The following is a 19,839-nucleotide window of genomic DNA, read 5'->3' on the forward strand; positions in this document are numbered from 1 at the left end:
CCCAGCCTGCCCAGCCTCCGGCTCAGCAGCCGGCCCCAAATCCAGGTAACGTCGAACCCGCTCCAGTGATCCCGTCGGCTCCACCGGAGCAGTCTCCAGCGCCCCGGGGAACAGATCACGCCACCGGGTACCAACTAGATACCTTGACCGGTTACCTTATTCGGGCACAAGACGTGACCGCCTTCGTGCGTGGAGAGGCAGGTCTGATCTTAGAGGAATCAGGTGCCGGTGATGTAGTGGAGTCCTCCACTGAAGCGATCGCCCAGCTGTGGATGGAACTCCACGGCGACCGGAACTGGGTCCTTACAGGCACGTCCGGACGGGACTGGGTCCGGGACAACGCTGACGTGGATGCACTGGCAGTGGCTTATGCAGATCTGCTGCGGAGCGTGGCGGGCCGGCCCCGAGCATGAAGTTTCTATCAGCGGCTCGTAATACCTTCTTGACGGTAGGCGCCGTGCTTGAGCATCTGGGCGATGACCCGGTGGTTCTGGCGCTGCAGATATCCCGGCGAATACCCGTCCGTCTGCTGGATCCGATGGGACGAAGCGTGGACCGGTTGGCGGCAGGGACCCTGCTGGGACCGCTGGCCGCCGTCGTGCGGGGTGAAAAGGCAACCGCAGAACGCAGACTTACCGCAGCGTTATCCGCAGGGATTACGGGCCGGCGGGCCCTGCATCTGGCGGACGTGGCCACTGCTGCCGGCCTCGGGGACCTGGCTGACCGGTTCATTGCCGAGGTGCAACCCGGCACTCGTGGTTTGCCCGGCACCGTGGCGCGCCGCCGATGGTATGAGGGCGACATGACCGGTGCCGTGGAGGTCCTCCAGCCCGGCAGCGCCGCAGAGCGCCGCCAGCAGCGCAGGCTCGCGTCGGAACTCGCCGTTTTTGACGGATGGCAGCCGATCCTGAATCCGGTGAAGGGCTACGTCTCCAACCCCGAGACGGTACTGCACGTTCTCACAAACAGCCTTCCGCACACTGGAAGCGGCTACGCCCAGCGCACGCACTCAATCCTGAAGGCGCAGTCCGAGCGCGGCTGGACGGTCCATGCGGTCACCCGGCCGGGGTACCCGGTGCAAGTGGGCAAGCTGCTGGCTCGGGACAGCGACAGCATTGACGGGGTCACCTATCACCGGATGCTGCCAGCCCGCCTGCCCTTTGGCCTGCAGCAACGGCTGCAGCAGCAGGCAGAACTTACGCTCGCACTGGCACTCAAAGTGAGGCCGGCCGTGCTGCATACCACCACGCATTTCGTCAACGGACTGGTGACGGCCGCCGTTGCCGAGGCTCTCGGCATTCCGTGGATATACGAGGTCCGCGGACAGCTCGCTGATACATGGGCCTCGACCCGCCGCGAGGAAGCGCGCAGCAGCGAGCGGTATCGGCTCTTTCGAGCCTCTGAGGCCCGAGTGATGGCAGCGGCCGATATGGTGCCCACACTCGGCACGGTCATGGCCAGGGAACTCGGGGAAAGCGGGCTGGATCCGAAACGCATCCGGCTCCTCCCCAACGCCGTGGGGGAGAGCTACCTCGAAGAACCGCTGCCAGCAACTGCCGCCCGGCGCCGCCTTGGCCTCGATGCCGACACCGAATTGATCGGAACGGTCAGCAGTCTCGTTGACTATGAAGGGCTCGATGACCTCATTACTGCCTTCGCGCGTATTGCTGGAGAGCTGCCCAACCTCAACTGCCTCATTGTCGGCGACGGCGCAGCCGAACCTCGGTTGCGGGCGCTGACACGGGATCTGGGTCTGACCGGCCGCGTCGTATTCACCGGCCGGGTGCCCCGGGAGCAGGCACATCTGTACCATCAGGCACTCGACGTTTTTGTGGTGCCTCGGAAGGATTTGATCGTGACACGAGCGGTAACTCCGCTTAAGCCGGTGGAAGCTATGGCGTGCGGACGGCCGGTGATAGCCAGTGCCCTGCCTGCGCTTGAGGAACTGGTCCAGCACAAGGTCACCGGCCTCCTGGTGAGCGCGTCTGATCCCCTGAGCCTAGCGGAGGGGATCAGAACACTGATGATCGATCCCTCACTGCGCGGGCACTTGGGGCGCCGCGGCCGACGGCATGTGTTGGGTGCCCGTACCTGGGAATCCGTAGCCGAGTCCACGGAGGAAATGTACAAAGAAGTCGGAGCCCGATAATGACCCAGGCTTCCGCCGACATCGAGGCCGGCAAAAAGACCGTCACTGTCTCGGTTGACCTGCGCAAAGTATCCCGGGTCGGAGCCAGGCCTCCATTGCGGGACTATCTGGTTCCGCTGTGGGACTACCTGCACTTTATGACATATGGCGCCCAGGCCAGGGTGCAGACCGGCAACAGCGGTGACCGGCTCGGCACCGCCCGGCTATTGCTGAATCCACTCCTCATCGGGCTGCCTCGGGGCCGGGCTGATTCTGGCGCGCCGATGGTGGCCAAGGTGAATGGCCTGGTCCACATCAATGCGATGGAACAACAGCGTGAAGCCATTGGGCTCATGGCCTCAACGGCTCCGGGAAAGCACGCTGATGAATCTTCTGTGCGGAAAACTCCAGCCTACGGCCGCGGCCGTCTACGCCTCATCACCGCCCACAATGCTCGGGGCTTCTGCTGCATTGGTGCCGGAGCTGTCCGGAACGCAGAACACCATGCTCGGATGCCTGGCACTTGGCATGAACCATGCGCCGAGCGGGGCCAAATGTGGGGCGAGCCTTGAACTCTCTGGACTTGAGGAGCGCACCCGGGTTATCTGGCTGGATAAGGGCGATCTGCTCTTTGACGGAGATCCCGCCGTGGCGCTTGCCTGGTACCGGCGGTATACCAAGGAACTGGCCAACAAGGACCGCTTCGCAGCCGCTGGCTCCGGGACGGAGGAAGTCGGACGCATGAGCAGACTGATACAGGAAGCCAGAGCCGCTGCGTGGCATTTCCGGCGGAACGGCTTCGAAGGGCTCCGGGAAAACCAGCGACGGCTCCGTGGTGAAAAGAACCGCTATAGCGGCGCCGTCACGGGCGCGCAGCCGCTGAAGCCCGGCCGTTTCCGTAAACGCCTGCGGTTTGACACGTATGAGCCGGAGCAGGTTGACCCGCGGCGCGCAGACCTCACGGTTGGGGTAATCCTCGATGAGTTCTCGCTGGCAGCGCTGCAGTTTGAATGGAACCAGGTGGCCCTCTCGCGTGCAGGCTGGCGTCGGGAACTCGCTGAGGCTCAGCCGGACCTGATTTTCGTAGAGTCGGCCTGGGCCGGAAACGGCGGCCAGTGGCGATCTCAACTTGCCGGCGAATCCGGTCCCAAAGCCGACTTTGTCAAGCTGATGGAGGCCTGCCGGTCCCTGGGAATTCCCACGGTGTTTTGGAATAAGGAGGATCCGCCGCATTATTCGGATTTCCTGGAGACGGCGCGGCTCTTCGACTGGGTTTATACCAGCGATTCCGGACGCGTTGAGTCCTACATCAGGGATTTGGGCCACGAACGCATTGGCGTCCTCCAGTTTGCGGCGCAGCCGGTCCTGCATAATCCCGTGCGTCCGCGCCAGGGCTGGCATAACCGCGATGTGGCTTTCGCCGGGATGTACTTCGCCCACAAGTACCCGGAACGCCGGGCACAGATGGACGTGCTGCTGGGTGGTGCCCATGACGCCGGTGTGGAAAAGGGAATCGGGTTGGACATCTTCTCCCGGCACGCGGGCCAGAATCCGAACTATCGCTTCCCTGAACCGTTCAGCAGGCACGTCGCCGGTTCACTGGCCTACAACCAGATGCTCACGGCCTATAAGGGTTACAAGGCCTTCCTGAACGTAAACTCCGTTGTTGATTCGCCGAGCATGTGCGCCCGGAGGATCTTTGAAATCACGGCTGCAGGGACATCCGTGGTGAGCACCCCGAGCCTGGCGCTGTCCACGCAATGGGAACCCGGGGAACAGTTCATTGTCACGTCGCGGGAGGAGACCAAGGAAACCCTTCTCGCCATAACCCGGAATCCGCAGCTTTCTGAACGCCAACTGCATGTGGCCCAGCGGCGGATCTGGTCCGTCCATACATATGCTCACCGGGTTGAATCCGTGCTTGGGGATGCATTGCCTGCTGCAACCCGTCCCGTTGCACTTCCGTCCGTGTCGCTGCTTGTGTCGACCATCCGGCCCGACCGTCTGGAAGCCCTTTTCCGCACGGCGGGTGCGCTGCAGGGCCCAAAAATTGAACTGGTGCTGTGTACCCATGGCTTTGAATCGGACGATGTAGAGGTCAAGCGTCTCAGTCTCCGCTACGGACTGGAAGACGTTGTTGTCCTTACGCGTCCGCGCAGTGAGTCCCTGGGAGAGTGCCTCAACGCCTGTGTGGCCTCCGCCAGCGGTCAGGTGCTCACCAAGATGGACGACGATGATTTCTATGCGCCCAATTACCTCCACGATCTGGTCCACGCCCTGGCTTATTCGCGAGCCGACGTCGTAGGGAAACAGGCCCACTACATGTACGTTGCGGGTCACGACGCGACGCTGCTTCGATTCGCCGACCGTGAGCACAGATTGACTGCTTCGGTGATGGGGCCGACGATCACCGCGCGTCGGGAAGTATTTGAATCTGTACCATTCTCTGCCCTGAACCGTGGTGAGGATACCCGGTTCCTGAACGACATACGGGCGGACGGAGGCCGGATTTATGCTTCCGACCGTTTCAACTACGCACAGTTCCGTGGCCTGAACAACCACACGTGGAAAATTTCCGATACCGCTTTGCTGGCATCGGGTGACATCCAGTTCTTTGGCAAACCCGATGAACACATCGCACTGTAGGGGAAACAACGTGAAGGACATAAAGAACGTCGCAGTAATCGGTCTCGGATACATCGGCTTGCCCACCGCGGCAGTGCTTGCTGCCAACGGTCTGAACGTTATCGGTGTAGACACTAGGGAAGCCAACGTTGAAGCCATCAACCGTGGGGAAGTCCCGTTTGTTGAGCCCGACCTCGGTATGCATGTCGCGGGCGCCGTCAGCCAGGGAATGCTGAAGGCAACAACAGACACCCCGGTGGCAGATGCGTACATCGTGGCTGTTCCGACGCCGTTTAATGCTGACAGGACTGCAGATCTGTCCTATATCGAAGCCGCGGCTCGGGGTATAGCGCCGCAGCTCTCCGGTGATGAACTCATCATTCTGGAGTCGACCTCTCCTCCCGGAGCCACGCGACACCTGGGCGAGTACCTTGTGGCACTTCGCCCGGACCTGTCTCTGGACCCGGAATCCGGGTTGCCGCTCATCCATGTTGCCCACTGCCCTGAGCGCGTACTTCCGGGCCGTGTGATGATCGAGCTCGTCACCAACGACCGCATCATCGGCGGTCTTACACCGGTGGCAGCCGAGTGGGCCAGGGATCTGTACAGCGCTTTCTGCAGGGGAGGTATGCACCTCACCGATGCGACGACGGCTGAAATGGCCAAACTGGTGGAGAACTCCTACCGGGACGTGAATATCGCGTTCGCAAATGAACTCTCGGTAATCAGTGACAAACTGAACATCGATGTCTGGGAACTGATCGAGCTCGCGAACCACCATCCGCGTGTGAATATTCTGCAGCCAGGACCGGGTGTCGGCGGCCACTGCATCGCCGTGGACCCGTGGTTCATCGTGTCGAGTGCCCCGGAGGAAGCCAAGCTGATCCGCCAGGCGCGCGAAACCAACGATGCCAAACCGCTCTGGGTCCTGGACCGGGTTGAGCAGCTCAGCGCAGGGGAGCCAGCACCGAAGATCGCCGCACTGGGCCTGGCCTTTAAGGCCAACATTGATGACCTGCGTGAATCACCCGCAGTTTCCATCGTTGCCGACCTCAGCACCAGAATGCCTGCCGCAACAATCGGTGTAGTGGAGCCGCACATCGCGGAACTGCCCCGGAGGCTTGCGGATTGCGGCAACATAACACTGGAATCCGCCGAGGACGCTATCGGAGACGCGGACATCGTACTCCTGCTTGTAGATCATGATGCCTTCAAAGCGCTCGACCGCGCCCTGCTCAAAGGCCGCGACGTCATCGATACCCGCGGCATCTGGCGCTAGCCCTTTCACGTACATGCCCCGCTAAACAAAGCCAAAAGACGATGACGCACGCAGACGAACGGCAGGCCTTTCCCCGGCCGAACAAGCCAGGCAGCAGCGATATTCAACCGATACCGATGCGTTTATTGCCGACTACGAACGTGTACTGGCTCAAATGAAGCAGGACGCCGGGGAACTGCTGCCGCTGGGCAGCGAGTTTCAGGATGTGCGCCTCGAGCTTGAGCAAATCCGTGCCGAACTGCAGGCCTTCAAATGGAAGCCCAGCGGTTACGGAAAGCCCTGACTACTCTGCGGGCATCATCGACGCTGCGGGCAGGACCGGCGATAACCGCTCCCGGCCGCTCCGTGTTTTCGCGCCGGGACGGGCATACTACCTGCGGCCGCGGGCGCGGCTACCTGAACCGTTGCGGAGGCTACTTGCGCCCACTAAAAGCCGCGGACACTTACGGTCCAAAACCCATAAATCCACGCGTACAGTGGCCCCGATCGCGCCGTTGTGGACTGGCACAACCGCATTCTTCAGGGGGGATGATCATGCGGCTTTTATTGATGACGCATTCCTATGCACCTGAGCACACACCGCCTCAGCGCCGCTGGACACAGTTCAATCGGTATTTCAGCAGCTTGGGCTGGGACGTGGACGTCATCACCCCGGTAGCGCATGAACCACACGGCCGGCGGACCCTGGACAGACGGCTCGCAGGGCGTGCCTTCCGGCGGGACATCGGCAGTTCCGGCGAGCAGATCCTCAGGGTGCCGTATCTGTGGCATCCGGTAACACGCTGGGGGCGGCTGGCCGACCATTGCTTCAGCGCCGCCGCGTCCGTGGCGGCCGGCACGATCAGCAGGCGTCCCGACGTCGTCGTCGTGACAGTGCCGAGTCTGCCGCTGCTGGCCGCCGGGTATCTGGTGTCCCGCCTGCGGCGGGCGCCGCTCGTGGTGGACATGCGTGATGCGTGGCCTGATATTGCCCGGGACGCGAGAATTGTCCGCGGCGCCGGCCGGGGGCTCACCGAACGCGTCGTGTCCGGCTGCCAGGCGCGGGCTGCTCTCGTAGTCACGGTGACCTACGGCTTTGCCGAAATTCTCCGCAACCGCGGACTTCGCAACGTCGAGACGGTAACCAATGGAATCGATACCACTGTGCGCCGTCTGCTGCCCCCGCCGCGGGCAGACCGCGAGCACTTGAACGTTCTTTACCTTGGAAACCATGGCGAGAGCCAGCGGCTTGAGCTGATGATTCACGCCGCGGCCCTGGCCCGTGACTACGTGCACCTGACCATGGTGGGGCACGGTGTGGAGCGACGACACCTGATTGCCCTGGCACAACGGCTGGAGGTGCCTGTCACCTTCCACGAGCCGGTCCAGGGCCCGGCGGTTTCGGAGTTTTACCTCGACGCAGACACCTGCGTGGTTTCCCTGCGTGAAGATTGGAAGTCCTTTGACGCGACCATTCCTTCCAAGACCTATGAAGTTCTCGCCGTCGGCCGCCACATCACAGCTGTGGTGAGAGGCGAAGCCCGCCGGGTCATCGAGGAATCCGGTGCCGGAGATGTTGTGGACCCAGACCCGGAGGCTATTGCCGCCCTGTGGAAGGAACTGCACGCAGACCGGACCAGATTGGCCACTGGCGCCTCTGGCAGGGACTGGCTTCACTCACACGCGGATCTGGACGGGTTGTCGCAGACCTACTCCCATCTGCTGCGTGCGCTGACACCACACGGCGGAGCCGCATGAGCGGGGAACACGGCCACGCGGACAGTTCGCTGGCGACAGTGCCTCCCGCGGAAAACCCGCCCCGGGTCCGGCCGGTGACACTGACCACCCGCAGGCTGCACCGGGTGGGGGCTCGGCCCGGGTATGCCGAGTACCTCTACCGGATCTGGACCTACCGGCGCTTTATTGCCTATGACGCCAGGTCCCGCGCCCTGAACGGCAACCGCAGGGACCGGCTGGGCAGTGCCTGGCTGATCCTCAACCCCATCCTCAACGGCCTGACCTACTACCTGATCTTCGGCCTGTTCCTGCGGACAGGAGCCGGCATAGAGAACTTTCTCGGGTACCTGATCATCGGTATCTTCCTTTTCCAGTTCAGCGCACGCTCAATCACCAACAGCGGGCGGTCCATCCAACAGAACCGCAATGTTGTCCAGGCCTTCAGCTTTCCCCGGGCCGCACTGCCATTGGCGGCGAATCTGCGCGAACTCATAGCGGCCATTCCCGTCCTGACCGTCATGCTGCTGCTGGTCCTGCTTCTTCCGCCCACCGAGGACGTCACCTGGAAATGGCTATTGATTTTTCCTGCCGTTGCCCTCCAATGGACCTTCAACCTGGGCATAGGGCTGATCCTCGCCCGGATTATCTCCAAAACGAACGACGTGGTTCATCTGCTCGGATTCGCCCTTCGCGCCTGGATGTACGCGAGCGCAGTCTTTTATTCATATGAGCGTTTCATCGACCACCCGGTGCTGTTGCAGGTGGTGCAGCTGAATCCGCTTTTTAAGGTCCTGGATATCGTGCGCGACTGCCTGCTCTACAATCAGCTGCCGTCCTGGCAGTCGTGGGCCGTTCTGGGTGGCTGGGCTGCGGGAACCCTCATTGTGGGCAGCATCTTCTTTTGGCGCGCAGAGGAGACATACGGCCGTGGATGACCTTATCTCCGAAGCTGATCTGTGCGTCGCAGTGGACGGTGTGAGTATGCAATACCGCGTACCCTCCAGCGAGCGCAGCCCGGAGCGCCCGCGGCACATCAGCGGGCAGATCCGCCGGGCGGCCGGCAAACAGCAGCTGGTAACCGTACGTGCCCTGAACTCCTTTTCCATGCTTGCAGGGAAAGGCGAGTCCATCGGCATCGTAGGACGTAACGGATCCGGAAAAAGCACCCTCCTAAAGCTCATCAGTGGACAGGTGCCGCCGGACAGCGGTGCCGTATATGCCTCCAGCACTCCCGTGCTGCTGGGAGTGAATGCGGCGCTGGTGCCGGAGCTGTCAGGGGATCACAACGTGGTGCTCGGCTGCCTCGCGATGGGGCTGACCGAGGAGCAGATAGCCCAACGTTTTGACTCGATCGTGGAACTGTCCGGCCTGGAAAAGGCGATTCACCTGCCGATGCGTTCCTATTCCAGCGGTATGGCCTCCAGACTGAGGTTCGCCATCGCCGCCAGCATTGACCCCGAGATACTGCTGATCGACGAGGCGCTGAACACCGGCGATGCGCAGTTCACCGACCGCAGCCGCCGGCGCATGGATGAACTGCGTGCCAACGCAGGCTGCGTCTTCCTGGTGAGCCACAGCCTGAAGACCATCACCGGCATGTGTACCCGTGTGCTGTGGCTGGACCAGGGGGATCTGCTGATGGATGCAGCGCCGGATGACGCGGTCAAGGCGTACAGGGAGTTCACCAAGGCGCTCGCAGATGAAAACAACCAACGCGCAGCCGCACTCCGTCAGGAAGCCCTGGACTCCCTGACCGTCGCCCGGGTTCTCGAGCCCCCGGCCGGCAGGCGCGGGAGAGGAAAGCACTAGATGATCACTTTGCAGGGATTCCGTACCGCTCTTCGGCCCCCGGGTCCTGACGGAGGCCTGCGTGCCCTTGCCCGCTCCCTGCACCCCGCGCTGAACGCAACCCTGCGCCGGATGGCCACGCCCGGACCCCGGGACGCCGACCTGCTGAGCGTCATCATTCCCATGCACAATGTCGCACCGTACCTCGACCGGTGCCTCCGCAGCATCATCAGCCAAACCTACCGGCGGCTCGAGATCATCCTGGTGGATGACGGGTCAACGGATGCAACTGCGGCAATCGCTGCCGGGTATGCACGGTATGACCGGCGCATCCGGATGCTTCGCCAGCCGCACCGGGGAAACGGAGAGGCCCGCAACACGGCTATCGCAGCAGCCCGCGGCCGGTTCCTCACCTTCGCAGACGCCGACGACGTTGTTCCCCCAGGAGCGTATGCAGCTATGGTGCAGAACCTGCTCAGGACGGGCTCGGACTTTTGTGTGGGCTCCTACGGCAGGATCCGGGGCAGCAAACGGAGCCCGGTCCGTCTTGCCGATGGTCTGCACGCCCGGCCCCGATTGGGGACCACGCTGGCGGAGTGTCCCCGGATACTGGATGACGTCTTTTTGTGGAACAAGGTTTTTGTGCGCGACTTCTGGGCCCGGGAGGTAGGCCGGATCCCGGAGGGGGTGCGGTATGAGGACCAGGAAACCACTGCCAGGGCATATCTCCGCGCTGCTTCATTCGACGTCCTCACCGAGGGCGTGTACTGGTGGCGGATTCGTGAAGACGGCTCCTCACTGACCCAGGGCAAGCACCGGACGGAGGACCTGAGGGACCGGTTGGCGGTGACCCGCTCCGTAGCCGCCCTGCTGCACACCGAAGCGCCCTCCTTTGTGCTGGCCCATTGGTACGGCCGCCTGTTGGGAGTTGATCTGATCCCGTACATAGAACAGATCCCCGACGCACCTGACGAGTACTGGCAGATGCTCAGCTCCGGGATCAGGGAGTACCTGGCCGCCGGAGAAGAGTTTCTCTCCGGTACTGACCCGCAGTCCCGCGTTCTGCTGCACCTGACGGCCGGCGGGCACCGGGACGACGTTCGCCGGGCCGTCATCGACAGGATCAATAACGGCACGGCCAGTCCGCTGCATTTTGATGCCGGGCGGATCTTCGCGCAGCCGTTGCTCGTGCATGCCGTGAACGCGCCAATAGACCGGGAGCTGCTCGAGGTTATGCCGGCGCAACTGGAGCCGGTGGCCGCCCTTGATGCCCCGCTGCCTGCCACCGGGGAAACGGCAACGGTTCACGGCTTCGCCTACCTGCGCAACGTGGACCTGCGTACCACCCCACTCGGCCTGACGATCGAGGTTGCTGTGAGCGGCGGAGTACCCCGGCAGGAGGTTCCGGTCCGGAGGTTTTCAAACCCGCAGATCGACCTTCTCTCCGGAGACCGGAACTGCAGCTACGCTGCCTCGGCTTTCTCGGTAGAGCTCGGTCTGCCGCTTCCTCAGGAGCTGACAATCCGGCTGGAGGTGGACGGGCATCGCACTGAATGCACCGTTCCGGTTCCGGCTCCGGACAGCGGACCAGGCGACGGAGCCGACGGCGGACCAGGCGACGCTCCCCGCCCCGCTCCCGTGAGCGGGAAGCGGGCTCCTCTGGTCACGCGGTTCAGCGTCCATACCCGGGAAGGGGCGGATGAACTGCGGTTCGAGGTAGCCAAGGCGCCGCCGGGTGTCGCGTTTGCGCTGGTAACCGCCCGGCATCGGCTTCCTGCCAAGGTGCAGGCGATGCCGGGCGGGAGTCTGCTGCTGCGGGTACCCCTGACCGTGGAGTCCTGGGATGCCAAACTGTCCGCACCGCCGTCGGGGTCCTATACGCTGCGCTGGAATTCGGCAGGCCGGGCCGCAGGACCGGGAGACCCGGCCGTCCCGGCAGGAGAATCAGCGCTGCGGGGCCTCACACCGATACTGCTCCCGGCCTGCCGCGTCCGCGGCACGCGAACCGATTCAGGGGCCATGGCGGTCACCCTCGGAGCTCCCCTCACCGATGATGAGGCCGGAACATTCCACCAGTACCGGTTGCGGCGTGCCGCGTTCACCTGCCCGAAGCCGGCATCACACGGCATGTTTTTTGAAAGTTTCGGAGGGAAAAGCTGCACCGACAGCCCCCGGGCGATCTCGGATTACCTGGCAGAACAGGGCTTCGACGAGCCGATCTACTGGTCCGTAGCGGACCGCTCCGTACCGGTGCCCGCCTATGCTGTGCCGTTGCTGCAGGGGACGGCGGACTGGTATGACAAGCTCTCAACCACGTCCCGGCTGGTCAACAACAACAACTTTCCCTGGTATTTCCGTAAGTCACCGGGGCAGTTCTATCTGCAAACCTGGCACGGAAAGCCGCTGAAAAAGATCGGGCGGGACATCCCGCAGCGCCTGCTTGCCCTGTCCTATCGGGACCTGATGGAACGCGAGGCGCAGTGGTGGGACCTGCTCCTGGCACCGGATGAGAGGACCGGCTCCATACTGTGCCGGGCACTCGGATATACGGGAGAGGTCCTTGCTTCCGGCTACCCCCGCAACGAGGCATTGCTCGGCACGGATACCCGGGTGCGAACCCGGGAGCTGTTGGGAATCCGCCCCGGGCAGAAGACCATCCTGTACGCACCCACATGGAGGGACGCAGCGCGTGACGGCACGGGGCGTCCTGTCTGGGCCGGCTTTCTCGAGGTGCAGGAAGCGAGCCGGCTTCTCGGGCCGGACTACGTGTTCCTCATCAGGGGCCACCATAACGTCGCTGCCCAACGCCGGATCGAGGACCATCCGCGCGCACTGGACGTTACTGACTATCCGGAAGTGAATGACCTGTACCACGCTGCGGACGCCTTGGTCACTGACTACTCATCGACGCTTTTTGACTACGAGCTGCTCGGGCGGCCCACGTTCATCCTGGCACCGGATCTGGAGGAGTTCAGCCGCTTGAGGGGTCTGTATCTGGACCCTGCATCGGACCTCGCCCACATCCCGTTGGTGACGACGACGGCGGACCTGGCCGATGCACTGCGGCACGGTCTTACCGTGCGGCCCCGGGCAGGCGAAGCAGCCCCCCTTGTGCCCGGTGAAAGCACAAAGTCCGCCGCCGATGCGCTGCTGGCCCATGTTCCGGCAGGAGTCCAACCAAATGACTGGAGACAAGATGGCTAAGGGCCGGTTCTCCCTTGTAATAGCGCTGTACAACGCTGCCGAATACCTGCCGGCCTTCCTGGAATCCCTGCGGACCCAGACCTATCCGCTCCGGGACCTGGACATAGTGGTGGTCGACGACGGTTCCACGGATGACTCGGCGGATCTGGTGGAGCGCTGGCGGGGAAACCACCACGCGGGACTGCGGCTGATCCGCCAGGACAATGCCGGCCCCGGAGCAGCCCGAAATGCGGGGCTGCGGCGGGCGGAAAACGAGTGGGTGACCTTCTGTGACCCGGATGATGTTTTTCATCCCGGATACTTCTCAGCGGTCGCGGATTTCCTCTCAGGCGACGTGAACGGCTCCGCCCAGCTGCTGGCGACCCGGCTCGTGCAGTTCCGCGACGGCACAGCGGCAGTGAATCACTCCCACCCCCTGGGCAGGAAATTCCGCCTTGGCAACGTCCTGGTGAACCTGGACGCAAACCCGGAGTATATCCAGCTCCACGGGCCTACCGCCTTCCTGAAGCGGGCCGCCCTGCAGGAACACGGGCTGTGGTTTGACGAGCGGATCCGCCCCAAGTTCGAGGATTCGAACCTTATTGGGCGTTATCTCGCCGCCGTGGAGGCCCCTGTCCTCGGCATAGTGGCCAGCGCCAGGTATTTGTACCGCCGCAACCGGCGCAACGGGGCGTCACTGGTGAAAGGCGCCTGGGGGGATCCCCGTGCGTACAACGAGCTTCCCCGGTACGGCTACCTCGGCATGCTCTCCGACATCCGGGAGCGGCTTGGACGGGTGCCGCACTGGGCCCAGTACATGGTGCTCTATGACCTGGTGTGGCTGTACGTCGATGACAAGCGGATGCACAGCCAGACCGCCGGCGCCACGCCGGAACAACGGGAGAGCATTCACCAGCTGCTCGAACAGATCATTGAGCTGATCGACGAGGACGTTATCCGGACGTTCAGCGTGGTCAGCCAGGGCTGGATTTTCCACAACATCCTGCTCAGCTATTACAAGAAGGACCACAACCTGCTCATCCAGGAATGGGAGCGGGATGAGCACCGCGGTACGGTGCGTTTCTCCTACCTGTTTCAGGGCACCTGTCCCGAGGAGAAAATCTACCTGCGGGGTGCCCCCGTTGTTCCGGTGGCGGCCAAAACCCGGGAGCACCGGGTGGTGGGAAAAACCCTTATTAGGGAACGGATTCTGGTCCTTCCCGACGACGGCGTTCCCGACATTGTCCTGGACGGCACCCCTGCGCAAATCACCTCGGACCGGGGCGTTCCGCTGCAGGAAGGGCGCGTACCCGAACAGCAACCCGGTTTTCAGCTCCGACCACCGGCGGTGCCGGTTAAGGGCGGACAGTGGTACGGAAAAGGTGTGTGGTCCGCTGTTGGCATTCAGGTTGGCAGGTTCCGGGCCAACCGCATCCTCCGCAGAGCCCTCACCGGCGCGGGCCCGCTGGAGGAAATACGGGACAGCGCCGTGCGTTTGCTCAAGCGGGCACGGAGGCGCCGAAGCGCAGCCGTGCGTGCAAAGGCGGACCATCGGCTGGTGGAGCGTGCCGGACGGGAACCAGCGGTATCCAGGTACAAGGATGCATGGCTGCTCATGGACCGTGTAGACCGCGCCGACGATAACGCGGAACATCTCTACCGGTATCTTCTTCGCGAACGCCCGGATATCAATGCCTGGTTTGTCCTTAACCGGACCAGCCGCGACTGGGACCGGCTGGCAGCAGATGGCTTCCGGCTGGTCGCGTACGGCTCCGATGAACTGGTCCTTCTGGCACTCAACGCGTCTTTCCGGATCTCATCCCACCTGAACGCCAACATTGAATACCCGGTGAGTAGGCGGCGCTACGGGGCGGGCAAAAGCCGGTTTGTTTTTCTGCAGCACGGGGTCATCAAGGATGACATGTCCAGCTGGCTGAACCTGAAGAACATATCCCTCATGATCACGGCTACGCATGCCGAACATGAATCCATCGCCGGTGACGGCAGCCTCTATAAACTCACGCCCCACGAGGTGAAGCTCATCGGCTTTCCTCGCCATGACAGCCTGCGGAGGGCAGCCGACGCCGTTCCGCTGCAGCGCCGCCGCCGGATCCTGGTGGCACCGACCTGGCGGGAATACCTGCGGGACGAACTGGCCGTAGCGGATTCCGCGGCCGGGCGGGTGGAACGGTTTGAACAAAGCGAGTTTGGACGGAACTGGCTGCAGATGCTGCGCTCGCCGAAGCTACGGACGCTGTGCCTGGAGCAGGGGTATGAGGTGGTGTTCCTCCCACACCCCGAACTTGAGTCCATGGTTCCCCTCCTGAACCTTCCGCCCCATGTCCGCGCAGCCGCCTATTCCGAGATCCGTGTGCAGGATCAGCTCGTACAGGCCCACACCTTGGTGACCGACCATTCTTCCCTGGCATTCGACGCCGCCTATGCCGGGACGAAGCTCGTCTACTTCCAGTTCGACGGCGACGAAATCTTCGGCGGCGGGCATGTGTACCGGAAGGGGTACTTTGATTACGGCCGCGATGGTTTGGGACCGGTGGTAACCCGGGCCGGGGACGTCGTGGAGGAACTTATCCGGGCTGACGGGTTGCCCCGGGAAGCACGGTTTGAAGACCGCGTGCGGGGAAGCTTCCCGCACTGGGATTCACGCTCCTCCGCCCGTACCACATCCGCCATCGAAGACCTGTGGCTGTCTGTTTCAGCCGGGACCGAATAGCCGTGGTCAGGGCCGGAGCGCGGGTACATCGACTGGTTGCCGGGATGCGGCGGCGCGGTAAGGCCCTGGTATCGCCGAACAGCTCACCCCAGGGGTCGGTGCCCGCACTGCTGAGTGTGGTCCTGCTTCCCGGTGGAAGTGAGCCTGAAACAGCCGCAACGCTGACGGCCCTCCTCGCCCAGAAGTACCGGCCAATGGAGTTGCTGGTTGCTGCGGCCGGGGGCCGCCGCGGGGAGGCACTGAGACAGGCCGCAGGGACGGACCCGAGGGTGCGGATGGTGGCTCCCGGAAAGGACGGACAGCTGCAGGCCTGCCTCCGGGCAGCGGGCGGAAACGTTGTGGTCCTGGTCGAACCCGGCGCCCGGCCGGACGCCGGCCTGTACGGCGGCATGGTTGCCGCACTCGCGACGTCGGAAGCAGGTTTTGTCTCGGCGGCGCCCCGAAGCACGTCCGGGCCCGGGAGGGCGGCGGCGTTGCTGCAGGCATCCGGCCGAACGGGACTGCGCCTGACCGAAGTCCCGTCCGCCGTCGCCGATTCGGCCCTTTGGAACAAGGCCTACCGCCGAACCTGCCTGGATCGGATCACAGCCGATCTTCCGGCCAACGCCTCGCCCGTGGACATAGCCGTCAGGGGTTACCTGCGTGCCGATTCCTTCGACTATCTCGGGATCCCCGGCGGACGCGGGCCCAAAGCGCCGGCTGCGTCGGCTGCCCAGTTGGGTGAGGACCTGGCCGCCTGCATCCGCATTGCGCCTCTGCTGGCCACCGAGGCGGCGGGGGAGTGCCGCGGCTTTTGGTACGCTGCGGGACTCGGTTCCCGATGGCGGACTTACCTCAGGGACGTTCCTCGCTCCGGGCCTGAACACTGGCAGCTTGTCCGGCAGGCAGCAGCATTGCTGACTGCAACCAGCGGAGGGCTTGACCGGTTCCGGCTCCATGACCGTGTGCTCGCAGCGCTCGCAGCAGCGGGCGACCGTGCCGGCATCGACATCGTCCTTGCAGAATTGCAGGACCAGGGGCCAGGCTACCGCGTTCTGGCTGACGACGGCGCCTATTACGCCGTCCCCACCTACCGGCCACTGCTTAACGAACGGGTGGAACCCGGCATGTTTCGTCTGCGCGCGGCTGATCTGCAGCTGCGCTCCCTGCTGCGCGGTTTTCGCTGGGACGGGGATGTCCTGGAACTGAGCGGGGCGGCATATGTCGAGGGACTGGACACCCGGATCTACCCTGCGCTGATCCGCGCCGAACTTGTGGACCGCTCCACTGATCAGCGATATCCGCTTACTGTGCTGCCGTGTGCGGATTCCGCGATCGATGAAAAAGCCGGGGACCGCTTCAACACCTACGCCGGCGCCGGATTCTCCATCCGGCTGGACACCGGTGACCTGCTTCGTTCAACGGAGCCAGGCGGCGGCCGGGAGTGGTACCTGGGAATCTCGATGGATGTCGGCGGGATTCACATCGCGGACCGGCTGCAGGGAACAGACGAGGACCTGGTGCCGCGCCGGCTTCCATTGGGCCCGGCGGTGGGGGAGCGCCGCATTGCCGGGCTCATGGACGCGGTGCACGGCCTCCGACTGGCCGCTGTTTCCTACCGGTTTCTGGTCGATGATGTGCGTGCGGAAGGCGAGACGCTGCGGGTACATTTCGCCGGAGCGATGCCGGAACGGGTACACCTGCAGCTGCCGGACGGTGGACGGGCCGGGGGCAGGCGATGCCCGGATCAGCCGGGAACCTTTGTTGTGGAGCTGGCAGGCATTCAAACGGGGCCGAAAGCCCGGGAATCCATCTTCCCGCTCCGCGCCGGTGCCGGTTCCGGCCAGTTCCAATATGCGGGCTGGACAGGAACCGACGAGGAGCTGGAATCCCGGAGGTCAGCGGACGGCTTCCAGCTCCGGACCACAGGTTACGGATTCCTTTCCGTCATTCGGCCGGCTGCCCGCACCGCCGTGACCGGCTGGACTCTGTGCCGGAGCGGTGAGCGTTTAAGCATCAGCGGCTACTGGCTGGACAGCCATAAGGACGGAACCGGGGAAATCGTCCTGGCGGGACCCCACGAACTGATCCGGCCGCAACATGTGGACACCAGCGAGAACGGGCACTTCCTGGCCGAATATGACCTCCGTCGGGACCTCTGGGGGGCCGGAAAAGCGTGGCCGGAGAGCGGCACGTATCGCCTGGTTTCGCAGTCCGGAGATGGCGGCACGCCGGGGCCGGTTTCCGTAACCGCGGGTTTGGCGCAGAAACTCCCCATGGACGCATCACGGAGTTCTGTCCGCGTGGCTGTTCCGGCGGGCGGAGCCGGTGAACCGTTCCGCCTCCGAATACTGCCTCCGCTCGGTCCGGAGGAACGCGGACTCTATAACCGCCAACGCCTCGTCGAGTCCTATGCGGCGACCACTGCGCCGTTGGTCAGCGCCGTTTTCTTCGAAAGTTTTGCCGGCACAGCAGCCACGGACAATGTTCGAGCCGTCTGCCGGGAAATTGCCGCCAGATACCCGGAGCTGCGGCGGTACTGGTCCGTTGCGGACTCGTCGGTCATTGTCCCGGCAGGTTGCACGCCCCTCATCCGGTTCTCCAAAGAGTGGTTCCGGATGCTGGCGACGGCGCAGTATCTCATCAACAACAACACCTTTCCGGTCTTCTTCCGCAAACGTCCGGGGCAGATCTACGCACAGACGTGGCATGGAACGCCCTTGAAACGGATCGGCTTCGACACACCCGCAACCAGGGTGACTCCTTCGTACCGGCGCACGCTGGAACGTGAGCCCCAGAGCTGGGACGTGCTGCTTGCCCAAAGTCCCTACGCCGCGCAGACCCTGGCGTCGGCATTCAGGTACCCCGGACCAGTCATTACAGCGGGTTACCCGCGCAACGATCCGCTGCTGCACAAGGATGCCCCGGCCCGACGAATGGCGATCCGCAGCAGCCTCGGTATTCCCGCGTCCAGTAAGGTCCTGCTGTACGCACCGACCTGGCGGGATACGGCACGGACCCGCGGAGGCAAATTCGCCGTGGTCAATCACCTGGACATTCCCGAACTGGGGGAGAGGCTTGGCCGCGACTACGCGTTTCTGTTCCGGGGACATCACAATGTCGCTGCCCAGCGCGGCACCAATACCGGCGGGGCACTGGACGTCACGGCTTACCCCGAGATCACGGACCTATACCTCGCTGCCGACCTGCTGGTCACTGACTATTCCTCGGTGATGTTCGATTTCGCCGTGACCGGCAAGCCCATCTATCTGCTCGCACCGGACCTGGACGAATACCGCGATGTCATCCGGGGCTTCTACTTCGATGTCACGGCGGAAAGACCAGGCCCCCTGGCCAGCACCTCCGCCGAACTCGCCTCACACATCGCATCCCGGCCGGCGCGGGGCTACCCGGACTTTACGCGCCGGTATGCCCCCCTGGACGACGGGCAGGCGACCTCCCGGTTTGTGGACAGTATCTTCGGCAATCGGTCCTGCTGAGCGTGCGCCAAAACTACGTAAATGCCGGCACCACAGTTACTCTTGCGCATTCCCGTTGCACATGTATTCTTCCCACCGGGGGGCCGCAGAGGGGCCATACGGCGGTATAGCTGTCAGTTTTGGAACGGCATTCCCTTCGATATCTTCCCAAGGGACAGGACAACCAAAAATGACTGTGCAAACCGTAATTCTCGCAGCAGGCATGGGAACCAGATTGGCACGCCCCCATCCCAAGTCGTTAACGGAATTAAACGACGGCCGAACAATCATGAGGCAACAGGTCGAGAACCTCCAGGGTGCATTTGGTGAACAGCTGCGTCTGACCATTGTTGTCGGTTACAAAATGGATGAAATCATGAACCATGTCCCCGATGCATCGTTTGTTTACAACGAGGCATTTGCGCGCACGAATACCTCAAAAAGCCTGCTCAAGGCATTACGCAGTTCAGTCGAAGGTTGCGGCGTCCTATGGATGAATGGCGACGTCGTCTTTGAGCCCGGGATGTTGGAATACCTTTATAACCTGGTTGCCGATGACAGATCGTTTATAGCCGTGGATACATCATCGGTCTCCGAAGAAGAGGTCAAGTACACAATCGACGAGCACGGCTTCATTAACAGTCTGTCCAAGAGGGTCGAGAACGGACTGGGCGAAGCCATCGGCATCAACTATGTTTCCTCCGCCGACAAGCACTCGCTGATCAGCCGGCTGGGGCTCGTCCCGGATGACGAGTACTTCGAACGGGGAATCGAGCTGGCCATCGCCGAAGACGGCGCCCGGTATCTGCCGGCGGACATCAGCAGCTTCTATGCCGTGGAAGTTGATTTTGCCGAGGACCTCGTACGGGCCAACGAGCGCATAGCCATTGCGAAATCCGTCCCGGCCTAGGCGCTCCCGGGGTTGGGGCAG

12 protein-coding genes are annotated in these 19,839 nt (G+C 63.2%); all 12 read left to right on the forward strand.

Annotation, left to right across the window (positions count from 1 at the left end; all coding sequences use genetic code 11):
* Positions 1-236: 236 nt before the first annotated feature.
* The 12 genes from AC5RVB_RS11405 to AC5RVB_RS11460 all read left to right on the forward strand — a co-directional run bounded on the left by AC5RVB_RS11405 (position 237) and on the right by AC5RVB_RS11460 (position 19,818).
* Positions 237-413 carry a hypothetical protein gene (locus tag AC5RVB_RS11405; RefSeq protein ID WP_494142728.1) on the forward strand — a complete coding sequence of 59 codons (177 nt, stop codon included), beginning with the start codon at positions 237-239 and terminating at the stop codon, positions 411-413.
* 29 nt (positions 414-442) lie between these two features.
* Positions 443-2,149: a glycosyltransferase family 4 protein gene (locus AC5RVB_RS11410; RefSeq protein ID WP_494142729.1), complete on the forward strand. Its 1,707-nt coding sequence runs from the start codon at positions 443-445 to the stop codon at positions 2,147-2,149.
* 363 nt (positions 2,150-2,512) lie between these two features.
* A complete protein-coding gene (locus AC5RVB_RS11415) occupies positions 2,513-4,774 on the forward strand; it encodes a glycosyltransferase family protein (RefSeq protein ID WP_494142730.1) in 2,262 nt (753 codons plus the stop codon).
* Positions 4,775-4,784: 10 nt separating this feature from the next.
* Complete coding sequence (gene wecC / locus AC5RVB_RS11420) at positions 4,785-6,032, forward strand: UDP-N-acetyl-D-mannosamine dehydrogenase (protein WP_494142731.1); 1,248 nt, start codon at positions 4,785-4,787, stop codon at positions 6,030-6,032.
* A 154-nt stretch (positions 6,033-6,186) separates the two neighbouring features.
* Positions 6,187-6,315: a hypothetical protein gene (locus AC5RVB_RS11425; protein WP_494142732.1), complete on the forward strand. Its 129-nt coding sequence runs from the start codon at positions 6,187-6,189 to the stop codon at positions 6,313-6,315.
* Positions 6,316-6,581: 266 nt separating this feature from the next.
* A complete protein-coding gene (locus AC5RVB_RS11430) occupies positions 6,582-7,769 on the forward strand; it encodes a glycosyltransferase family 4 protein (RefSeq protein WP_494142733.1) in 1,188 nt (395 codons plus the stop codon).
* Positions 7,766-8,683: an ABC transporter permease gene (locus AC5RVB_RS11435; RefSeq protein ID WP_494142734.1), complete on the forward strand. Its 918-nt coding sequence runs from the start codon at positions 7,766-7,768 to the stop codon at positions 8,681-8,683. The genes AC5RVB_RS11430 and AC5RVB_RS11435 overlap by 4 nt, the downstream gene beginning before the upstream one ends.
* A complete protein-coding gene (locus AC5RVB_RS11440; RefSeq protein ID WP_494142735.1) occupies positions 8,676-9,557 on the forward strand; it encodes an ABC transporter ATP-binding protein in 882 nt (293 codons plus the stop codon). The genes AC5RVB_RS11435 and AC5RVB_RS11440 overlap by 8 nt, the downstream gene beginning before the upstream one ends.
* Positions 9,558-12,740, forward strand: coding sequence for a bifunctional glycosyltransferase/CDP-glycerol:glycerophosphate glycerophosphotransferase (locus AC5RVB_RS11445; protein WP_494142736.1), 3,183 nt, complete (start codon positions 9,558-9,560; stop codon positions 12,738-12,740).
* Positions 12,718-15,450 (forward strand): bifunctional glycosyltransferase/CDP-glycerol:glycerophosphate glycerophosphotransferase, encoded by a 2,733-nt coding sequence (locus AC5RVB_RS11450; protein ID WP_227901452.1) that lies wholly within the window; start codon positions 12,718-12,720, stop codon positions 15,448-15,450. The genes AC5RVB_RS11445 and AC5RVB_RS11450 overlap by 23 nt, the downstream gene beginning before the upstream one ends.
* Positions 15,451-15,644: 194 nt before the next feature.
* Positions 15,645-18,929 carry a bifunctional glycosyltransferase/CDP-glycerol:glycerophosphate glycerophosphotransferase gene (locus AC5RVB_RS11455; RefSeq protein WP_494142737.1) on the forward strand — a complete coding sequence of 1,095 codons (3,285 nt, stop codon included), beginning with the start codon at positions 15,645-15,647 and terminating at the stop codon, positions 18,927-18,929.
* A gap of 169 nt (positions 18,930-19,098) precedes the next feature.
* A complete protein-coding gene (locus AC5RVB_RS11460; RefSeq protein ID WP_290244878.1) occupies positions 19,099-19,818 on the forward strand; it encodes a phosphocholine cytidylyltransferase family protein in 720 nt (239 codons plus the stop codon).
* The last annotated feature ends 21 nt before the right edge of the window (positions 19,819-19,839 follow it).

The sequence above is a fragment of the Arthrobacter sp. Y3225209 genome (assembly GCF_059090685.1).